Genomic DNA, 17687 nt, shown 5'->3' on the forward strand with positions numbered 1-17687 from the left:
CGGTCGGGTCAAGCGCGGGCACCCACTCCACGGCGCTCATCCACGGCGGCCCGAACTGCGGGCGCGACGTCGGTCGCGAATCTACGGACCTGGGCGAGATCGTCGCCGTCGGTGCCGAAGATGAACGTGTCCATGCCAGCCTCCACCGCGATTTCCGTCAGCTGGCTCACCCACTGGTCGGCGGTTCCGTGGAACAACGTGTCCGACGGTGTGTCGCTCACCCGGCCGAACACGTTGTAGGCGCGGACGATCGAGCTCGGGTCCCGGCCCGCATCCGCCGCACCTGCGTCGATCCGCGCGTGCATGCCGGGCAGGACCTCGGGCGGAAAGTACGAACTCGACGGGACCCACCCGTCCGCCGAGCGTCCCAGCGCCCGCAGCAGCCGGGGGCCGCCGACGCCCAGCCAGATCCCGATCCTGTGCGCCGGGACCGGTCCGGGATGCACGCCCGCGAGGCGATAGTGCTCACCCTCGGAATACACGGCACGCTCACCGGACCACATCAGGCGGATCACCTCGACCGCCTCCTCCAACGCCGTCGCGGCCTGACCGGGCGTGCGCACGTCACCGCCCATCGCCCCGATCGCCTCCCAGAACGCGCCGGCACCCAACGCCAGTTCGAATCGGCCTCCCGACATCAGGTCGAGGCTGGCCGCGGCTTTCGCCATCGTCGCCGGCGGGCGAAGCGGCAGGCATGCGACGTCGGGAAACACGCGCACCCGCTCGGTCCGGGCCAGCAGCGCGCCCATCAGCGACCAGCAGTCGAGGAATTTCGCCTGGTACGGGTGATCTTGCACGCCGATCAGGTCGAGCCCGGTCTCGTCGGCGAGGGCGGCGAGTTCGAACGTGTTGGCCAGCAACTCCACCGACGGGGTCACGAACGCCCCGAACTGCACGGCCCTGCCGTAGTCGGTCATGACGGTTGCGTCCCCTCTCGGATTGCTGAACTCCTTCGATCCTCCACCTCCACGACGTCCGGGAACACCCGGCGCGCAGTCGGAACCCCGCCGCGCGGCATAGTGGGTCCATGACAGACGACACGAAAGACGGCCCCGCACCCGACGTCCGGAACGCCCCCGAACACCACCGATTCGAGGTCCGCGTGGATGGTGAACTGGCCGGGTTCACCGAGTACCTCGACGACGAGAATCAACGGATCTTCTTCCACACCGAGATCGGTGAGCAGTTCGGCGGGCGTGGCCTCGCCACCACCCTGATCCGCAGCGCGCTCACCGAGACCGTCGGGGACGGCAAGCGGATCGTGCCGATCTGCCCGTTCGTCGCCGGTTACCTGAAGAAGCACGACGACTTCGCCGACGACGTCGACCCCGTCACGCCGGCCGCGATCCAGGCGGTGCAGCGTTCGAAAGGTTGATCAGGGTGCGCCGTCGGCGTCGCGCGCCTCTTCGAGCTGCCGGATGAGGGTGGCGGCGTCGTAGGGGCCGCTGTGCCGGGCGAGGTCGGTGCCCGTCGCGCCGAGGTAGAACGTGGGGGTCACCCGGAAATCGCTCGACTCGGCGTCGAGTTCGTCGTCGTCGATGCGGTGAACGTAGGTGCCCCTACGGATGTCTTCCTCGAACCGGTCCATGTCGAGCCCCAGCTCGGCGGCGTAACCGAAGATCTCGTCCTCGGCGAGGGCGTCGCTGTTGGCGAACAGGTGATCGTGCATCTCCCAGAACCGTCCCTGCGCGGCCGCCGCTTCGCTCGCCTGGGCGGCGAAACGCGCGTGCGGATGCACGGCGTCGAGGGGGAGATGCCGGAAGACGTAGCGGAGCTCGTCCCCGAAATGCGCCCGTACGTCCCGGATGCTGCCGGTGGCCTTGCTGCAGAACGGGCACTCGAAGTCGCCGTACTCGACGAGGGTGAGCGGCGCATCCACCGGCCCGCGCAGGTGATCGCGGCCGGGGTCGACGGGCCGGAGCAGGGTGAGCCCGACGGCCTCCGTCGGCGGGTGCACCCAGTCCGACAGCCGGAACAGAGCCCAACCGAGGACGGTGGCGATGACCGCCGCCGTCAGGACACCCACCCGAGCGTCGTTGGCGAGCTCGGGTGAATCGATGGCCAGGTCCACGATGAACAACGAGATCGTGAAGCCGATACCGGCCAGCGCGCTGCCACCGGCGATCTGGGACAGCGTCAGCCCGGGCGGCAGGCTGCCGGGCCGCAGCTTCGAGAACAGAGCCGTGGCAGCCGTGATGCCGACGAGCTTGCCGACCACCAGGCCGAGCACGATGCCCCACGCCAGCGGAGACCGGGCCGCGTCCGCGAGGGTCTGCCCGGTGATGACCACGCCGGCATTGGCGAGCGCGAAGATCGGGACGACGAGGAACGCCGTGTAGGGCTGGTAGAAGCGCAGAAGCCGCTCGTTGACGGACACCGCGCGCAGCACACCGAGTTGGGCGGCGCGGGCGTAGTCGGAGTTGGGTGACTGCCGGAACGCGCGCGTGAGTTCACCCGCCCGCTCCACCTCGCTGCGCCGCGGCGGATACACGGGCAGGATCAGCGCGATCAGCACGCCGACGAGGGTGGGGTGGACGCCGGACTCGTAGAACGCGACCCACGTGCCCGCCGCGACGATGAAGTAGGCGACACCACGCCACACCTCGAGCTTGCGCAACTGGATGATCAGCAGCAACCCGACGCACCCGAGGAGCAGCGGTCCGAGCCGGAGGTTGTCGGTGTAGAAGAAGGCGATGATGGCCAGGGCACCGATGTCGTCGGCGACGGCCAGGGTCAGGAGGAACACGCGCAACCGGGCGGGGCATCGGGGTCCGACGAGTGCCAGTGCGCCCAGCACGAACGCCGTGTCGGTGGAGACGACGACGCCCCACGCACCGGCCTCGGCGCCGCTGGGGTTGAGGATCAGGAACAGGACGGCGGGCAGTGCCAGACCCGCGATCGCGGCGAGGAGTGGGACGGCGGCACGGGCGCGGTCGGTGAGTTCGCCGATCGTCAGCTCACGTTTCACCTCGAGCCCCACGACGAAGAAGAACAGCGTCATCAACCCGTCGTTGACCCAGTGCTTCAGGTCGAGGCTGATGCCGTAGTCGCTGATCTGGATGGTCACCGGGGTGTGCCAGAACGACTCGTACGAATCACCGATGTTGGCCCACACCAACGCCAGGATCGTGGCGACGAGGAGGAAACCGGCCGACAGCTTGTCGTCGTCGGTGTCGTCGCGGATCAGGGCCAACCGCGCCGACAGTCGCCGAAGCGTGGTGGGGCTGCTCTGCTCGACCGTCATCTGGTCCTCGTCAGACGTAGTTCTCGAGAACGAACTTGGTGAATCCCTTGCGGATCAATCGCACGGCCTGCTTCTGCCCCTGACGCAGCACGGACTTCGGCACCCACACCTTCGGCTCGACCGACATCGTGAGGTGAACCGACGTCCCGCGCGGGGTGGGGGTCAGCCGATACTCCCCTTCCTGGCACTTCTGCTTCTCGCTCTCGAGGAGCGTCCACGACATCTGCTCGTCCCCGAGCCACTTGTGCTCGGCCAGCTGCGTGTCCGCGACCCCGAGGACGGCGAGCGTCATCCGCACGGTGCGGGGGCGTCCGTCGTCGAATCGGGACTCGACGACCACCTTCTTGTGCACCACCGACCATTCGGGGATACGTTCGACGTCCGCCAGCGCAGCCATCACCTGCTCCTGGGGCGCCTCGATCTCGAACTCGCCCGATACCGACAACGCCATCGATTGTTCTCCTTCTCGTCGGATGTACATGCCCTACAGTTCGGACGCGTAGCGCTCCAGCATGGCAGCAAGTTCGCCGGGGCGCGCGAGTGCCGCCAGATGGCCGGTGTCGATGACCTCCGGTGCGATGCCCAGTCGCTCCCGGACGATCCGCTGCATGAAGTCGAGCGGGAAGAGCCGATCGCGTCTCCCGGCGACGACCCGCGTCTTCACGTGCGGCCACGCGTCCGCCTGCCACACCGTCTCGAACGGGGTGTTCGACATGACGGGCTCCTCCTGGCTGAACGCCTCCTCGGTGACGTCGTCGGGCACGTCGTGGAAGAACAGCGCCCGCAGGTCGTCGGGCGCATCCGGGTCGCGGCCCTCCAGCACGTCGAACGCCCGTTTCGCCTCCGGCTGACCGGTGGTCTCCCACCACTGCCCGGGTGCCTCCCCCGGCGCGGGCAGCATCGGTGCCAGGAGAACCAGCAGGTCCACGTCGACCTCGCCGCGCTGACAGACGATCGCCGCGGTGAACGCGGACATGGACTGCGCGACCAGCACGATCGAACCCTCGACGTCCTCGACCGCATCCACGACGACGTCGGCGAACTCGTACTGGCCCGCGTCGTCGTCGCCGTACGGAAGGTCGACGGCGATCACCGAGTGCCCTCTCCCCTCCAGGATCGGTGCGACGCGGTGCCAGTACCACGAGTCCGAGCCGGCGCCGGGCAGCAGAACGAAGGTTGCGGGCATCTCGACTCATCTCCTGTTTCCGGGACACGAACGGTCGAGTCGAGCCTAAGCGTTACGTGCGCGGGAATGCGCGCCCGAACACACTTTGCCACTCACCTGCGGGGACCTGAAACGGAAGCGTCGCCGAGGGCGATACACCCAGTAGGTCGGACAAGAAGCTCCGACCGTGCCGGGATCCACCACACGTTACGAGAACTGAGCTGACATGTTCACCAACCATCTCTTCGGCGGAATGACCGAACAGGAAATCGACATCGAAATCGCCGACGAGCTGGCGGCCTGACGCACGGTCCCCGCACGTGAGTGGCGATGTGCACCCCGGCACGCTGCGCCACTCACCTACGAGTTACGTTCACGCTCAACACCGGTTAGCCGGTTCACCCTCCCGACATCCGGAGGCTTCGAATCGATGCACCGAACGAACTGTGCAGCAACGGCATCCAATCCGGCACCACACAGCCGAGATCCACTCCGATCGCAGCCACCTCCGCGACGGCGACCGTCATCGACGACGGCGGCGTCGCGGAGTCGTCGTTATGCCGGCTCTCTCATCACGCCGAAGTGGCGCACCGTCCCAGAAACGCCTGGAAGCTCTTGCACGGGCGACCAGGTGCGCAGCCCATCCGTGCTGTCGGAATAGAGATACTTTCCTTCGGTGTAGGCGTCGAGATATATCCGCCAGGCGCCGCTCGGCAACTGAACCAAGGCTGGGCCCTCCACCAGCGAGCCCCAATTTCCAGGCGGGACGAATGAATAGGGTCCCGTCACCGACGACGCGACCGCATGCTCGACGACCTTCTTCGTCTCGTTCTTGGTAAACGCATGGTAGGTCGATCCCACCTTGACCACGGTGGTGTCGATGTGGTCCGCGCCGATCCCGGCGAGCGGAACAGGCGGGCTCCACAACGTGAGAGATGGTTCCAGCGCCGTCATCAGATACGGCACGAATCCACCACCGGTCGACATCGACAGGATGACGTTGACCCGGTCGCCGTCCACGAACCATTCGGGTGCCCAGGCCTTGGTGGTGAACGGCGACAGCGACGGTCCGTCGCTGAACCCGGCCGACCCTGAGGAACCCGGCGGGCTCGCTGAGCCCGTTCCGTCTCCCGTGCCCGGCAGGAAGGCGCAGCAGAACGGGACCGGCCAGGCCCCAAGGAACTTCCAGTCCATGCGGTCACTGCTGCGTGCGAAGCCGATGTTCGCCCCGTCGACCGTCGTGTAGGTGAGGTAGTAGAACCCGTCCGTGTGCCGGAAGATGCTCGGGTCACGCACCACCCCTGACGGAGGCCGATACGCAGACATTCGGAGGGGCTGGAACCCCGTGCCGTCCTCCGACTCGTACACATCCAGGTCGCGGTCGCTGACGTTGCTGAACGCCACCATCGTGGTTCGCCAGGCGAGCGGTGCAGCGCCGGTGCTCCCCGGGGCGGCGACCAGCAAGCCTGCGACAGCGAGCATCACCATCGATAGGGCGGAAAAGCAGGTTCGTTTGGGCAGCATCACCGGTGCAGTATCTATCACAGCAGGCGCACCCTGCGTAACTTTGGCCGCAGGCAGCGGATCGTTACCGACGGCGGTGCAGTGACGCCGTATAAGAACCCGAGGGCGCCACCCGCAGCAGCGGCGATCAATACTCCTGCGGCGCGGTCGGTCTACGCGCGAGCCTTATGCGTGACGGCATCTCGGCGTAGCCTCACGGGGACACTGTCGACGGAGGAGTGCTCATGTCGGGCGAACTGTCATTCTTCGAATTGGGTGTGGCCAACACCGAGCAGGGCCGAAAGTTCTACTCGGCGTTGTTCGGCTGGGAATTCGAATCCGGGCCCGGCGGATCGGGATACTCGATCAACACACCGAACGTCCCGGGCGGGATCCACGGCAGCGACGAGGGCGCCGGCCCGTACGTCTTCTTCCGGGTGCCCGACCTCGATTCCGCGGTCGAGCAGGTGCTGGCGCTGGGCGGCACCGTCGATGCCGTGGACCTGGGCGAAGACCCCGAGTCGGTGGCGAAATTCGGGCGGTTCAAGCTGTGCCACGACGATCAGGGTTCCGCGTTCGGACTGCACGAACCGCCCTCCGGCAACTGAATCAGCGCGCCCCGGAACGGAGACTCCCGGGGCGCGCTGATTCGGATCGGTCGGTCAGGGCTCGTTCGGCGAGTCGCCTCCGCCCTCGTCGCCGCTGTAGGTGGCCGGTTGCGGCAGACCGTCCTCGGGTCCGTCGCACCAATTGTCGTACTGGTTGTACGGGTCTGTGCCCCACGCCGGGACGTTGTTCTCGTACGGTTCCGCCCAGTCGTCGCAGCCGGCCGGGCCGGTCGGCGGAACACCGGGAGGCAGTGGTGCAACCGTGTCCGGTGCGCGCACCGGTACGACCGCCGAGTCGAGCGCGTCACCCCAGGCGACACCGGATGTTCCCAAACCGATCGAGGCCGCGAACACAGCGACCGCAGCCAATCTCAAGCCGACCTTCATCGTTGCCTCCCATAGGTGAATAACGCTGCCTAAGGGCTGTACCCAAAGACAACGTAAACAATCCTCGGAGGGCGAATTTCGTGAATGAAATTTGACGGACGGTCGGTTTCAGTTCACGACCGCGCTACACGACGGCACAATGCCTCGTGCGAACATTCACCGTCGAATCAGGGATTGACCGTCCGGCCCTGCTGGTCATTGACCGGCGGCTGCTGCGCGGAAAGGCCGTCCTCGGGACCGTCGCACCAGTTGTCGAACTGGTTGTACGGATCGGTGCCCCACTGCGGCACATTGTTCTCGTAGGGTTCCGCCCAGTCGTCGCATCCGATCGGACCGTTCTGCGGGAAGCCGGGTGGCATCGGTTGAATGACGTCCGGCCGACGCACCGGCACCGCCGAGTCGAGACTGCCGCCCCAGGCGACACCGGATGCTCCCAATCCGATCGAAGCCGCGAACACTGCCACCGCGGCCACTCTCCTGCCCATTCTCATGACTGCCTCCGTTGGTTACCTGGCCTTTCGGGGCGGTACCCAGAAACCCGGAAAACAATCCTCGAAGGTAGCGTTTCGTCCAAGAATTTCGACGATCAGTCGGTTTCCGGTCGGCAGCGCATGTACATCTCGGTCACCGAGGTCAAGACCTGCTTGCCGGATCCGTTGAGAATCTCCGCCGCGACGGTCACCAAGGCCCGTCCGCGATCGTCAGGCGTCACCTCCTCCACGACCAGCTTTCCGGTGAGCACATCACCCGGCTTCACCGGACGGAGAAAGTTGACGTCGCGCATCCGCACCCCCGCAATAACGCTCCAGCCTGCATAAACAGTGGTCGCGGACAGTCGCTGGCACACCGCGATCGTGTGCACACCACTCGCGATGAGCCCACCGAAATAGCCGCCATCTGCAGACTCGCGGTCGATATGGAACGACTGCGGATCCCACTGCCCCGCGAACTCGACCAGTTCCTCCTCCGTCACCGTGTACGAGCCCAGCTCGAACTTCTCGCCCACCCGGAGGTCGTCTGCGTACACGACGTCACATTTGCTGTCCACTACCAACCGTCCGATCATTCGCCCACGCCTCCACCGAACACGGAAGGCTGACGTCGAGGATATGACCGGACGACGGCAGCGGCGACAGTGCCCTTCCGCCGACGGTGGCGGTGGCCGTCAGTTCTCGTCGTAACGCGGCCAGCCCGGATACGGAGCAAGCGTCGGGTAGGGGGTGTCGTGGGGGAGGTCCCACTTCGCCGGCCGATTCGACGCCTCGTCCGGCATCCGGTTTCGACATTCGAGGAACGCCGTTTGGTTTCGTGCACTGTATACGTGGTCGACCACCTTCCAGCCCCCGAAGACATCGGCGACCGGAGCGCGTTCGGGGCCCTCCGACGACTGACTGAAAGCTCTCGCGTCGGGCGCCTCGATCTCCACGGTTTCCGCAACAATATTCGTCGATCCGACGTTGAAGAACCGTCCGTCTGGGCCTTCGCGCATTACCGAATAATCGCCCGTGCACACGGTTGCAAACCATCCGCGCTCGGTCGGCGCCATCCACAGCAGATGCTGAAACTGCGTTCCCACAAAGTGGCTCTTCTTCAGCTGATCGGGGTTGCCGTAGTCGGTCAGGAGACGCTCGTCCACGGATTCAGAGAAACCCGGGTATCCCGCGGCCGGTGTGAGCGCCCGGACTGTGAGGTAGTAGGACTCGACGTACGCCCTGATCACCGTCACTTCGGGAGTCAACAAATCGATACCCGGATCTGCCGACCAGCGATAGTTATAAGCGGCATTGTCGGGCACGGAGTACAGCGCTGACGCGACCACCGGCGGCTCCGGTGCTTCGCTCGCTGCATCGGTCCCGCAGGCCGACATGACCAACATCGCCGCGATCATAGGGAAGACCGGCCGCCTCACTGCCCGTACCTCATGTCTTTCACTTGGTCACGGCCGGCGTTCAAGGCATCAATAAAATGGCCCAGCCCCGTCACTCCCGAGTCCGTCAAGTATCCGGCCAAGCCCGACTGCAGGAGAGGGAGCCTCTGGTACGGGTTATCGTCCGCAATTTGATCGTATGGCAGCAGCGGTCCGTCAGTACCGTCTCGAAATAGGTCGAGCCCTGAATATGAATCCAATACTCCCCCATTTGCAGCCTGAAGGCCCAATGCAATCTGGTAGTACTGATTGGTCAACAACGCGTTGTCGGCGAAATCCGCATTCGCCTGCAGCGTGCTGTCCGGTATGGATCCCAAGACCGCGCTCTTGAACGACGGGTCGGCGAGATCGATACCACTTGAAATCAGAGGGCCCGCTACAGGAATGAATTCGACGCCTTTGCTGATCACTGTCCTGATGGTGTCGTAGGCAACGCCCTTACTTTCGAAACCAGCAGCGTTCTGGGATGTTTCGTCGCCGAGCCGGTCGGCGAACTCGAGGTCGAGCCCCTTGTCCACTACGCCCTGAAGATTGCCCGCCCACGTCCCGTACTGATAGTGGGGGTCCTGGGGTGTCTGGCCGTCGACAGCCCAAGCCTGCTCCAACTGAGCTGACAACCCCAAGGCTTGCGCATTGAAATACGAGGCGCCTTCGGCATTGGAATCGATCACCGAGAATATTCTTGGTGCATCCTCCAGCCGGAGGTATTCATGGCCTGTTTGGCCGGTGAACGCATTGGTTCCGGTGAAGGACTCGGGCACCCCGACCATATTGCCGATGTAGGGTGCGAGCGTTGTGCCCAACGCCTGCGTGATTTCGGGGTTCACCTCTCCGATTGCCTGCCCGTTCGTCCCCGGGATGTCGAGTAGGTCGGCGTCTTTCGCGGCGAGGATTTGTGCGAGCCCGAATGCCGATTCGCCGGCTTGGCGCGACCGGAACATTTCTCCGGGATCGGACGGATCGGCGGGCCGGGCGTCGTCGGCGATCCAGTCGAACATCCCGGCGACGTTCTGTTCGCCGCCGTCGGGCCAATCACGTTGGAGCAGGGGCATGATGACGTCGTCGCGGTTGTAGTCGGCCGGCATGCCTTCGCCGGACAGGATGTTGTGGACGGCGGCATGGTCGCGGCCGCCGACGCCGACCATGCCCTGCAGGAGGGTGTCGACGCCGTCGCGGCCCAGCGCGTTGTGGTCGAAGGAGTCCCCGATGAGGAGACTCTTGTCGTTGGTGGCCGAGGCGATCTCGCCGGCACGGGAGAGGAGGCTCTCGCTCAGCTCACTGCCCTGCTGCACGGCCGGGTCCGCGAGGCCGAAGGCTTTGGTGAAGCGTGCCAGGTCCTCGCCGTTGTTGACGACCACCGACGGTTGCGGCGCGTCGTGCGCACCCTTCGTCAGGTTGCCGGTCGACGTCACCGGACCCTCGAACAGCCCACGAAGGCTTTCCGGAATGTGGCTCTGACCTCCGACGTCGCCGCTGGCACTGCCGACGTTGTAGTTCGACACCACGGCCAGGCCGTTGGACAGAGCGCTCGCGGCCTCGGTGCGTCCGTTCTCGCTGTACTGCTCGGACAGGGCGAGGAACCCGTCCTTGCCGGCCGCGGCATAGAACTGTTGCAGGAAGTCGATCGTTCCCTGTGGAAGATCGGTGACCTTGCCGCCGTCGGCCAGCGTCTGCACTTGTTCGGGAGTGAGCCCTGCGGCCGCGATCTCCCGGGCGACACGGTCACGGACGTCCTGTGGAATATCGGACCCACCCCGCACGACCTGCTCGCCCAACGTGGTGCCCTCGTGCCCCGACAGGCCCGCGGACGCCGGGGCGCTCGCCGCCACGGCGCGCAGCGCGTCCCGGATCGCCGTCGCCATGCCTCGGTCGGCATTGTCGAGTTCCGTGAGCGCTCCACCGAGCTGGCTGCGCCAGTACTCGAACAGCTCGGCATGCTCGGCGGCTTCGGCCTCGCTCATCGTCGTCGGCGGGCTGACGATCTGCCAGTCGTCGGAGACGGTGAATCCGTCGGTTGCCGCCTTGTCGATCACGGTGGCGACGTAGTCCCGCGCATGGCCGAGGCGATCAGCCCCGCCCACAAGCGCGTTCGACAGATCCTCCAGATCATCTGCAAGCCTGCGGATTTCCGTGCGCTCACTGTTCGCCCGCTGCTCGGCGGCCCCCTGCGTCGGACCGCGCCAGTCGTCGTGCCGGCCCAGATCCGCGACAACACGCTGGACGTCGTCCGCCCGGCCCCGCGTGTCCTCGGCGGTCCGCCCGATCTCCTCGCCCGCCAGTGTCAGGTCTCGCGGGTTCCACACATGCAGTTGCGACCTACGCGGAATCACAGCTCCCCCATCGCCGACAGCTGCGACGCGAACGACGCGTCGATGACCTCGTAGTTCTCGGCCCCGTCACCCGCGATGAACGCCATCTCGTCGATGCGACCGGCCGCGACTCCGAGCGCGGACGCGAGGATGTCGCCGGCGTCCTGGCATGCCGCCGCGGTGTCGGATCCCTCGACGGCCCGGACCGCGTGCTCGAAGCTCCGCCGGCCGCCCAGCGCCTCGATCTCACGCGCGATGACGGCCAGCGCGGTCGACATCGCACGCAGCATGTCGGGGTCGACCTTGACGACCTCGACATCCGGTCCACCGAGCACCGGCGCCAGCCCGGGGACGGCGGCCAGCGGAGGCTGCGTCGCCCCGGTCCCGTCCAGCGACGCAATGACACTTTCCGGCCACGTCATATCGCCCTCTGACATCGACATCTCCCCCTGATATCCGTATCGAGATCCACCCCCGGATCCGGGTCACCGACACGCTCGGCGACCGTGGAGAGAATAGCGGACGCCGTCACACGGACGTGCGACCACAACACGGTTGTGGAACGGTTGGGCGGATTCGCAGATTGAGAATCGGCTGAACCGGGTATCGAGACCAGATGGCCATCACCGATATCAAGGAGTACAGCCACCTCACCGATGCGGATGTGGAGGCGCTGGGCGCGGAACTCGATGCGATCCGGGCAGACATCGAGGAGTCCCGCGGCGCCCGCGACGCGCGGTACATCGACCGGACGATCAAACTGCAGCGGTCGCTGGCGATCGCGGGCAGGATCGTCCTGTTCGGTAGCCGGAAGAGACCTGCGTGGATTCTGGGTACCGCCTTGATGGGTGCGGCGAAGATCATCGAGAACATGGAACTCGGCCACAATGTCATTCACGGCCAGTGGGATTGGATGAACGATCCCGAGATCCACTCGTCGAACTGGGAGTGGGACAACACCTGCCCGTCGTCGGGGTGGAAGCACTCTCACAACTACGTCCATCACAAGTTCACCAACATCGTGGGTCTCGACAGCGACGTCGGTTACGGGATCCTGCGCATGACCCGGGACCAGAAGTGGTCGCCGGTGTACCTGGCGCAGCCGTTCTACAACGTGCTGCTGGCGTTGCTGTTCGAGTGGGGTGTCGCGCTGCACCACCTGGACGTGGAGAGCATCCGGCGCGGCGACTACGACCGCGCGGAAACCCTCCGCAACGCGAAGGAGGTGGGACGCAAGATTGCGCGGCAGGTCGGCAAGGACTATGTGGTGTTCCCGGCGCTCACCGGCCCGGCATGGAAGAGCACGCTGACGGCGAACATCACGGCCAACGTGATCCGCAACCTGTGGGCCTACGGCGTGATCTTCTGTGGTCATTTCCCGGACGGCGCGGAGAAGTTCACCAAGGAGGAGTTCGAGAAGGAGACCAAGGCCGAGTGGTACCTGCGGCAGATGCTGGGCTCCGCCAACTTCAACGCCGGCCCGGTGCTGGCGTTCATGAGTGGCAACCTCTGCTACCAGATCGAGCACCACGCGTTCCCCGACCTGCCCAGCAACCGTTACGCCGAGATCGGTGTGAAGATGCGGGAACTGTGCGACAAGTACGACCTCCCCTACACGACGGGTTCGCTCCCCCACCAGTACGGACTCACCCTCCGCACCATCTTCAAGCTCGCCCTGCCCAACCGCTTCCTGTCGGCATCCGCGGACGACGCACCGGAGACGGCGTCGGAACTGCGATTCCGCATCCGGGGCGGGATGAAGGAAGTGTTCGGGGTCGACCCTGCGACCGGGAAGCGGCGCGGACTGCGCACCGCGCTGGCGATGATCCGAAACTGACTACGACGTCCACGCGTACCGGAAGCGTTGCGCGACCTCGTCGACCGGTTTCTCCCGGTATTCGGCGAGCTCGTACCCCTTGACCGCCGCGAGCGCTTCCACGATCAGCGGCCCGAACAGATCCCGCGCGAGCGCCGACGACTCGAACGTTCCGAGCACGTCGGACGGCAGGGTCGGGAGGAGATCGACGGCATGGGCGCCGGTCAGTTCCGCCGGGTCGACCGCCACCTCGTCCGGGAGGGGAAGCGCACCGGCGATGCCGTCGTGGGCGGCGCCGAGAATGGCGGCGTTGCTCAGATACGGGTTCGCGGACGGGTCGACGGGTTTGATCTCGAGGTTCGCGCCGTGCGGGTTCCCGGCGGTGTCCGCGCAGAGCCGGACGGCGGCCTCGCGGTTCTCCAGGCCCCAGCAGCGGAACACCCCCGACCACATGCCCGGGCGCAACCGCAGATGCGACAGCGCCGACCCGGCGAGAACGGCCGTGAACTCGGGTAGCGCCCGCAAAATCCCGGCGATGGCCGCGCCACCGGCGGGAGTCAGCCCGTGCGGGCCCGGGCCTCCCGACAGGATCGGCAGATCACCCTCGAAGATCGACACGTGCTGGTGGGCGCCGTTTCCCGCCCCTCCCGCGACGGGCATGGGTGAGAACGACGCCCGCAGCCCCTGGGCGCGCGCGACCCGGCTGATCAGGGTGCGGGCCAGCACCGCATTGTCGGCCGCCTCGACGGGATCCGCGGGGGCGAGCGACACCTCGAACTGGTCGAGCCCCGCCTCGGCGTGGACCTGCTCGATCGGCAGCGCGGCCGTCGACGCCGCCGCGAGCAGGTGCTTGAAGAATTCTTCCTGCGCGAGAACGGCATTGAGGCCGTAGGCGGACCATTCTTCGGCGGTCGCCGCGTCGAAGAGGGTGAACTCGATCTCGTGGCCGATCCGTGCGGTCAGCCCGGACTCCGCCAGCCGCGCCGTCACCCGCCGCAGCGCGCCCCGGGTGCAGGCGGGCGACGGCGTCCCGTCCTGCTCGGTCAGGCACGCCGGCGCCCAGTACGTGCCGTTGCCCAGATCCCGCATGTCATCGCCGTCGATACGCAGACGGAGGTCGCCCACGACGGAGAAGGACGGGGTGAACGCGAGGTGGTCGTCGACGCAGAACACAGTCCAACTCGGCGACGCGCCTGCACCGGAGTCGACGAAGGATTCCAGCCTCGAGATCGGAAAAACTTTCGCCCGGGACACCCCGGCCATGTCGACGATCGAGCCGACGATGCGGTCCGTGTGGCCGAAGCCGCCCTCTGCGCCGCGCATCAGGCCCTCGCCACCGCGGTGGTCCGCGCGAGGAAGCCGAGCACACTGTGCACCGATTCGCGCTGCGCCTGGCCCTGACCTGCGCCCCCGCCGCCGAACGCGATGCCGCCGGTCCACTGCGCGTCGGCGGGGAACATTCCGAGCCGGAGGAGGTGGCCGGCGCCGTCGAACGTCCGGTGTTCGTCGCGCGCGTCGGATCGGCGCCCGAGAAGTGCCGTGGCCATCTCGTCCGACGGCCACAGCTGGTCGTCGGCACCGGTCAGGCACAGCACCGACGCGGTCGCCTGTTCGGACCGCAGCGTCGCCTCCGCCGGTGCGGCCGCGAGCCCGGCCCGGTAGGCGGCCCCCAGGCGCAGCAGGCTCGGCCGGTGCGCGGTGAGGTCGTGATGGGCCCGCCATGCGTTGCGGATCAGCTGGGGCATCAGCACCCCGCCCGGCAGCGGCGCCCACGGCACGTGCCGGCCGTTCCACGTCCACGACGGGGTGCCGGCGATCTCGCCGTCGGGGCCGATCGCCTGCCACGACACCGAACTCGGGCTGATCAGGATCAGCCCGGCGACGGGGAGTTCGCCGACGCAGGCGGAGGCCAACAGGCCCTCCGCGCCGCGCGAAATGGCCATCGCGGTCAGGCGGTTCGCGTCCACCGACGGCTGCGCACCGAGAGCCTCGACCGCGGCTGTGAACCGCTCGAGCGGAATGTTCACCAGCGTCGCGTCGGTGTTCGATTCGTCCACCCACGAATAGGCCAGTGCGGCATACCCGTTGGCGGCCAGCATCCCGATGGTGGAACGTTGGGAGTCGACGCCGCCCTCCGAGCCGCCGAAGCAGGCGACGCCCGGCCACCCGCCGCTCGGAGCGTCGCCGGCGGGCAGCGCGAGCAGGGCGGGCCGGCCGCCGACATCGAGAGAACGGACGGACACTCCGGGGGCGCTCACATGACGCGTCACCGTCCGCCGCGACGTTCCGTCCGGGGTGCTCGCCTCGACGGTGACCAGCCAGGTGTCGGGCGGCGGCACGAAGAGGTCGGGAACCCGGTCTTCGGACACGAAACGCATGGCCCACAGCGGTGCGTCGGCGTCCGCCACGTCCCAATCACCGTGGTCCGGAACCTGTCCGGCGACGTCGACTGTTCCGTCTGCCGGGACGGTGAACGTGGCCTCGGACCGCCACCGCCCACCGAATACGTCGGTCCCGGTGGTGCGGACGGTCACCGACGATCCGGGCCGGGCGCCGCGGACGATCAGCGAGAACGCCTCGTCGTGACGCGACCACGCCGGAACGTCGAGTTCGAGTAACCCTGCCGACACGTCCGCGGCCGGCGCGGGCTGCTCGGCGACCGCCGGCTCCGCCGAAGATTGCGTCTCCAGAAGCTGCGACCGCTTCTCGAACCATCCGGGAAATACCGCGGACACCAGGCCCGCGACGCCCATGAGGGTGAACGGCAGCACCCAGTAGCAGACGACGGACAGGGTGTCGCCGGCGTCGCGCATGGTGGCGTCGCCGTCGACGATCGGTGGGATCAGCGAGAACACGGTCATCAGTCCGAACGCGGCCACCCACATCCACGTCATGGCCGTGGTGATGTACCGGAAGCCGCCGCTCGCCGCCGTCCGGGCGTCCACGGTTGCCACCGCGTACTCGCGCACGAACGGCCGCCCGATCAGGACACCCACCGCCGCGATCGCGAACAACCCGAAGTTGCTGACCGGCTGAAGCCAGCGTTCGAGGACGGCGTCGTCCAAAGTGAGCGCCGCGATCAGCAGCAACGCGAAAACGGCGACGGTGCCGACCTCGAGGGTCCGCCACGGCTGGCCCCGCAACCGTTGCACCACCTGGCCAATCGCCGCGATACCAAACGCGATTGCGACGGCAGCGACGAATCCCGTGTTGCCCACCAGGATCCAGTAGACGATCCACGGTGCGAATCCGATGATGAATCCCATTGCACTGCCCCACTGCTCGGCATACCCGAGCGGACGACGGCCGACCCACACACATTGTCGGCCCTCGGGCGGGCGCGGGGGCCGGATTCACCGAGCCGAGCGGGTGCCGCTCAGGTCACGCACCGAGCAGCTGGTGCGCCCGCAGACCGACGTACAGTTCGGCGGCGTCGATGGGGTCGGAGAAGTCGCGTCCCGTCAGGGTGTGGATTCTGCGCAGCCGGTACAGGACGGTGTTGCGGTGGTAGTGCAGTTGGGTGGCCGCCGCGGTGGTGGATCCGCGACAGGAGAACCAGGCGTCGAGGGTGGCGAGCAGGCTCTCCTGTTCCTCGGTGGGCAGGGCCAGCACCGGTCCGAGGATCTGGTTCGACGCCAGCTTGCCGGCGTCGGGAACGCTGACCAGCAGCAGCGACACCGGCACCGACTCGTAACGGGTGAGGGTGCATCCGCCGTGTCCGGCGCAGCGACGCGCGATCCGTGCCTGCTCCACGGCCCGGCTCGTCCCGCCGGGACGTCCGAACACCGAGCTGACCCCGATCCGGCCGTGACCACTGCGGCCGAGGAGGTCCAACGCGGAATCGAGTACGTCGGCGGTGGCGGCCCACAGCAGTCCGATCCGGCCGTCGACCTCCGTGTCCCACACCGAGTCGACACCCACACCGCGAAGGTCCGACTGCACGACGTCCGCGGCGGACGGGGACGCCGCCGCTTCCACGGACACGACGAGGAACGTGCTGTTCTCCGGGATCCGGAACGTGCGGAGCGCGTCGGCGGCACCGGCCGGGTTGGCGGCGTGGTCACCGAACAGGGTTCTGATCAGCCGGCCCCGCGACTCGGCGTCCTCGCGGGCGCGCAGGTCGGCGGTCTCCCGATATGCCTCCGCGGCGCTGTCCGAATAGACGTCGACGAGCGCCCACACCTGGGCGGCCATGTCGAGCAGGGCGTTGGTGGCGCGGCCCTCCGAGCGGTCCATCAGTTCGTCCCAGATCAGGCGGCCGCCGAGCCGGAACGCGTGGAGTAGCGCCGCGAGGGGCACACCCTGTTCGGCCTTCAACTGTCCCGCCGCGCGCGCCGCCTCGAGCCGGATCGGCGCACTGCCCGCGAGGTTGCCCAGCATCGCCGTCAGATTGTCGACGCACGCCGCGTACAACTGCTCGGGAGTGAGGAGGGTCGCCTCCACGTAGCCGTGCTCGGCCGACAGGATGCGCGAGACGAGTTGCTCGGACAGCTGGTCCACGGACTCCAGCATCGATCCGAGAAGATCGGTGGGCGACGGCGCGACATCCGAGCTGACAGTCATCCGGCAAGACTATCCACCGGGCGTGGTCCGCGCCATACCCTTTTTGTGCGACGGCATAGCCCGCATGTTCACATTGACAGCCGCTGCCTATGGCGCGATGCCCGGAACTGGGACGAGAATCAGTGTTCTACGCCACAGTAGTTTTTCGTTTCTGCGGCGCGGTCC

General features: G+C 67.0%; 17 protein-coding genes. 3 read left to right on the forward strand and 14 right to left on the reverse strand.

Annotation, left to right across the window (positions count from 1 at the left end):
* Positions 1–8: 8 nt before the first annotated feature.
* Positions 9–917: an LLM class flavin-dependent oxidoreductase gene (locus tag ACLIVD_RS27405; protein WP_283331244.1), complete on the reverse strand. Its 909-nt coding sequence runs from the start codon at positions 915–917 to the stop codon at positions 9–11.
* Positions 918–1027: 110 nt separating this feature from the next.
* Here ACLIVD_RS27405 and ACLIVD_RS27410 point away from each other — a divergent pair, with 110 nt between their 5' ends.
* Positions 1028–1375, forward strand: coding sequence for a GNAT family N-acetyltransferase (locus tag ACLIVD_RS27410; protein WP_283331243.1), 348 nt, complete (start codon positions 1028–1030; stop codon positions 1373–1375).
* Here the strand turns inward: ACLIVD_RS27410 and nhaA are convergent, their stop codons facing one another.
* The 4 genes from nhaA to ACLIVD_RS27430 form a co-directional block, all read right to left on the reverse strand.
* Positions 1376–3244 carry a Na+/H+ antiporter NhaA gene (nhaA, locus tag ACLIVD_RS27415; RefSeq protein WP_283331242.1) on the reverse strand — a complete coding sequence of 623 codons (1869 nt, stop codon included), beginning with the start codon at positions 3242–3244 and terminating at the stop codon, positions 1376–1378. It lies immediately after the preceding gene.
* A 10-nt stretch (positions 3245–3254) separates the two neighbouring features.
* Entirely contained in the window at positions 3255–3695 is a 441-nt protein-coding gene (locus tag ACLIVD_RS27420) for an SRPBCC family protein (RefSeq protein ID WP_005252560.1), read from the reverse strand.
* Positions 3696–3728: 33 nt separating this feature from the next.
* Complete coding sequence (locus tag ACLIVD_RS27425) at positions 3729–4430, reverse strand: alpha/beta fold hydrolase (RefSeq protein ID WP_280782012.1); 702 nt, start codon at positions 4428–4430, stop codon at positions 3729–3731.
* Positions 4431–4964: 534 nt separating this feature from the next.
* The gene (locus tag ACLIVD_RS27430) at positions 4965–5897 is read right to left on the reverse strand and encodes a glycoside hydrolase family protein (RefSeq protein WP_283331241.1); all 933 of its coding nucleotides are present in this window, start codon (positions 5895–5897) and stop codon (positions 4965–4967) included.
* 260 nt (positions 5898–6157) lie between these two features.
* Here ACLIVD_RS27430 and ACLIVD_RS27435 point away from each other — a divergent pair, with 260 nt between their 5' ends.
* Complete coding sequence (locus tag ACLIVD_RS27435; RefSeq protein WP_283331240.1) at positions 6158–6520, forward strand: VOC family protein; 363 nt, start codon at positions 6158–6160, stop codon at positions 6518–6520.
* A gap of 54 nt (positions 6521–6574) precedes the next feature.
* On the opposite strand, the gene ACLIVD_RS27440 is transcribed toward ACLIVD_RS27435, so the two are convergent.
* From ACLIVD_RS27440 to ACLIVD_RS27465, 6 genes are all read right to left on the reverse strand, one after another.
* On the reverse strand, positions 6575–6907 hold the full coding sequence (locus tag ACLIVD_RS27440; protein WP_283331239.1) for a hypothetical protein: 333 nt from the start codon (positions 6905–6907) through the stop codon (positions 6575–6577).
* Positions 6908–7074: 167 nt separating this feature from the next.
* Positions 7075–7398 carry a hypothetical protein gene (locus tag ACLIVD_RS27445; RefSeq protein ID WP_005252542.1) on the reverse strand — a complete coding sequence of 108 codons (324 nt, stop codon included), beginning with the start codon at positions 7396–7398 and terminating at the stop codon, positions 7075–7077.
* Between the two features lie 95 nt (positions 7399–7493).
* Positions 7494–7973 carry a MaoC/PaaZ C-terminal domain-containing protein gene (locus ACLIVD_RS27450; protein WP_283331238.1) on the reverse strand — a complete coding sequence of 160 codons (480 nt, stop codon included), beginning with the start codon at positions 7971–7973 and terminating at the stop codon, positions 7494–7496.
* A gap of 99 nt (positions 7974–8072) precedes the next feature.
* Positions 8073–8795, reverse strand: a complete 723-nt coding sequence (locus ACLIVD_RS27455; protein ID WP_283331237.1) for a hypothetical protein — start codon at positions 8793–8795, stop codon at positions 8073–8075.
* Between the two features lie 17 nt (positions 8796–8812).
* Entirely contained in the window at positions 8813–11164 is a 2352-nt protein-coding gene (locus tag ACLIVD_RS27460) for a WXG100 family type VII secretion target (protein ID WP_491930945.1), read from the reverse strand.
* Positions 11161–11586 carry a hypothetical protein gene (locus tag ACLIVD_RS27465; protein WP_349307387.1) on the reverse strand — a complete coding sequence of 142 codons (426 nt, stop codon included), beginning with the start codon at positions 11584–11586 and terminating at the stop codon, positions 11161–11163. The genes ACLIVD_RS27460 and ACLIVD_RS27465 overlap by 4 nt, the downstream gene beginning before the upstream one ends.
* A gap of 173 nt (positions 11587–11759) precedes the next feature.
* On the opposite strand from ACLIVD_RS27465, the gene ACLIVD_RS27470 reads away from it, so the two are divergent.
* Positions 11760–12980, forward strand: a complete 1221-nt coding sequence (locus ACLIVD_RS27470; protein ID WP_065491920.1) for a fatty acid desaturase family protein — start codon at positions 11760–11762, stop codon at positions 12978–12980.
* Here the strand turns inward: ACLIVD_RS27470 and ACLIVD_RS27475 are convergent, their stop codons facing one another.
* From ACLIVD_RS27475 to ACLIVD_RS27485, 3 genes are all read right to left on the reverse strand, one after another.
* Positions 12981–14282 (reverse strand): type I glutamate--ammonia ligase, encoded by a 1302-nt coding sequence (locus ACLIVD_RS27475; protein WP_283331234.1) that lies wholly within the window; start codon positions 14280–14282, stop codon positions 12981–12983.
* The gene (locus ACLIVD_RS27480; protein ID WP_283331233.1) at positions 14282–16225 is read right to left on the reverse strand and encodes an acyl-CoA thioesterase/bile acid-CoA:amino acid N-acyltransferase family protein; all 1944 of its coding nucleotides are present in this window, start codon (positions 16223–16225) and stop codon (positions 14282–14284) included. The genes ACLIVD_RS27475 and ACLIVD_RS27480 overlap by 1 nt, the downstream gene beginning before the upstream one ends.
* A gap of 115 nt (positions 16226–16340) precedes the next feature.
* Positions 16341–17522, reverse strand: coding sequence for a PucR family transcriptional regulator (locus ACLIVD_RS27485; RefSeq protein WP_283331232.1), 1182 nt, complete (start codon positions 17520–17522; stop codon positions 16341–16343).
* Positions 17523–17687: the final 165 nt, after the last annotated feature.

The organism is Rhodococcus sp. G6(2025) (genome assembly GCF_058628105.1).

What these genes read in the sequence shown, in the direction of transcription:
- ACLIVD_RS27405 (WP_283331244.1), bottom strand. Translation starts at nt 917, where the DNA reads ATGACCGACTACGGCAGGGCCGTGCAGTTCGGGGCGTTCGTGACCCCG.
- ACLIVD_RS27410 (WP_283331243.1), top strand. Translation starts at nt 1,028, where the DNA reads ATGACAGACGACACGAAAGACGGCCCCGCACCCGACGTCCGGAACGCC.
- nhaA (WP_283331242.1), bottom strand. Translation starts at nt 3,244, where the DNA reads ATGACGGTCGAGCAGAGCAGCCCCACCACGCTTCGGCGACTGTCGGCG.
- ACLIVD_RS27420 (WP_005252560.1), bottom strand. Translation starts at nt 3,695, where the DNA reads ATGGCGTTGTCGGTATCGGGCGAGTTCGAGATCGAGGCGCCCCAGGAG.
- ACLIVD_RS27425 (WP_280782012.1), bottom strand. Translation starts at nt 4,430, where the DNA reads ATGCCCGCAACCTTCGTTCTGCTGCCCGGCGCCGGCTCGGACTCGTGG.
- ACLIVD_RS27430 (WP_283331241.1), bottom strand. Translation starts at nt 5,897, where the DNA reads ATGGTGATGCTCGCTGTCGCAGGCTTGCTGGTCGCCGCCCCGGGGAGC.
- ACLIVD_RS27435 (WP_283331240.1), top strand. Translation starts at nt 6,158, where the DNA reads ATGTCGGGCGAACTGTCATTCTTCGAATTGGGTGTGGCCAACACCGAG.
- ACLIVD_RS27440 (WP_283331239.1), bottom strand. Translation starts at nt 6,907, where the DNA reads ATGAAGGTCGGCTTGAGATTGGCTGCGGTCGCTGTGTTCGCGGCCTCG.
- ACLIVD_RS27445 (WP_005252542.1), bottom strand. Translation starts at nt 7,398, where the DNA reads ATGAGAATGGGCAGGAGAGTGGCCGCGGTGGCAGTGTTCGCGGCTTCG.
- ACLIVD_RS27450 (WP_283331238.1), bottom strand. Translation starts at nt 7,973, where the DNA reads ATGATCGGACGGTTGGTAGTGGACAGCAAATGTGACGTCGTGTACGCA.
- ACLIVD_RS27455 (WP_283331237.1), bottom strand. Translation starts at nt 8,795, where the DNA reads ATGATCGCGGCGATGTTGGTCATGTCGGCCTGCGGGACCGATGCAGCG.
- ACLIVD_RS27465 (WP_349307387.1), bottom strand. Translation starts at nt 11,586, where the DNA reads ATGTCGATGTCAGAGGGCGATATGACGTGGCCGGAAAGTGTCATTGCG.
- ACLIVD_RS27470 (WP_065491920.1), top strand. Translation starts at nt 11,760, where the DNA reads ATGGCCATCACCGATATCAAGGAGTACAGCCACCTCACCGATGCGGAT.
- ACLIVD_RS27475 (WP_283331234.1), bottom strand. Translation starts at nt 14,282, where the DNA reads ATGCGCGGCGCAGAGGGCGGCTTCGGCCACACGGACCGCATCGTCGGC.
- ACLIVD_RS27480 (WP_283331233.1), bottom strand. Translation starts at nt 16,225, where the DNA reads ATGGGATTCATCATCGGATTCGCACCGTGGATCGTCTACTGGATCCTG.
- ACLIVD_RS27485 (WP_283331232.1), bottom strand. Translation starts at nt 17,522, where the DNA reads ATGACTGTCAGCTCGGATGTCGCGCCGTCGCCCACCGATCTTCTCGGA.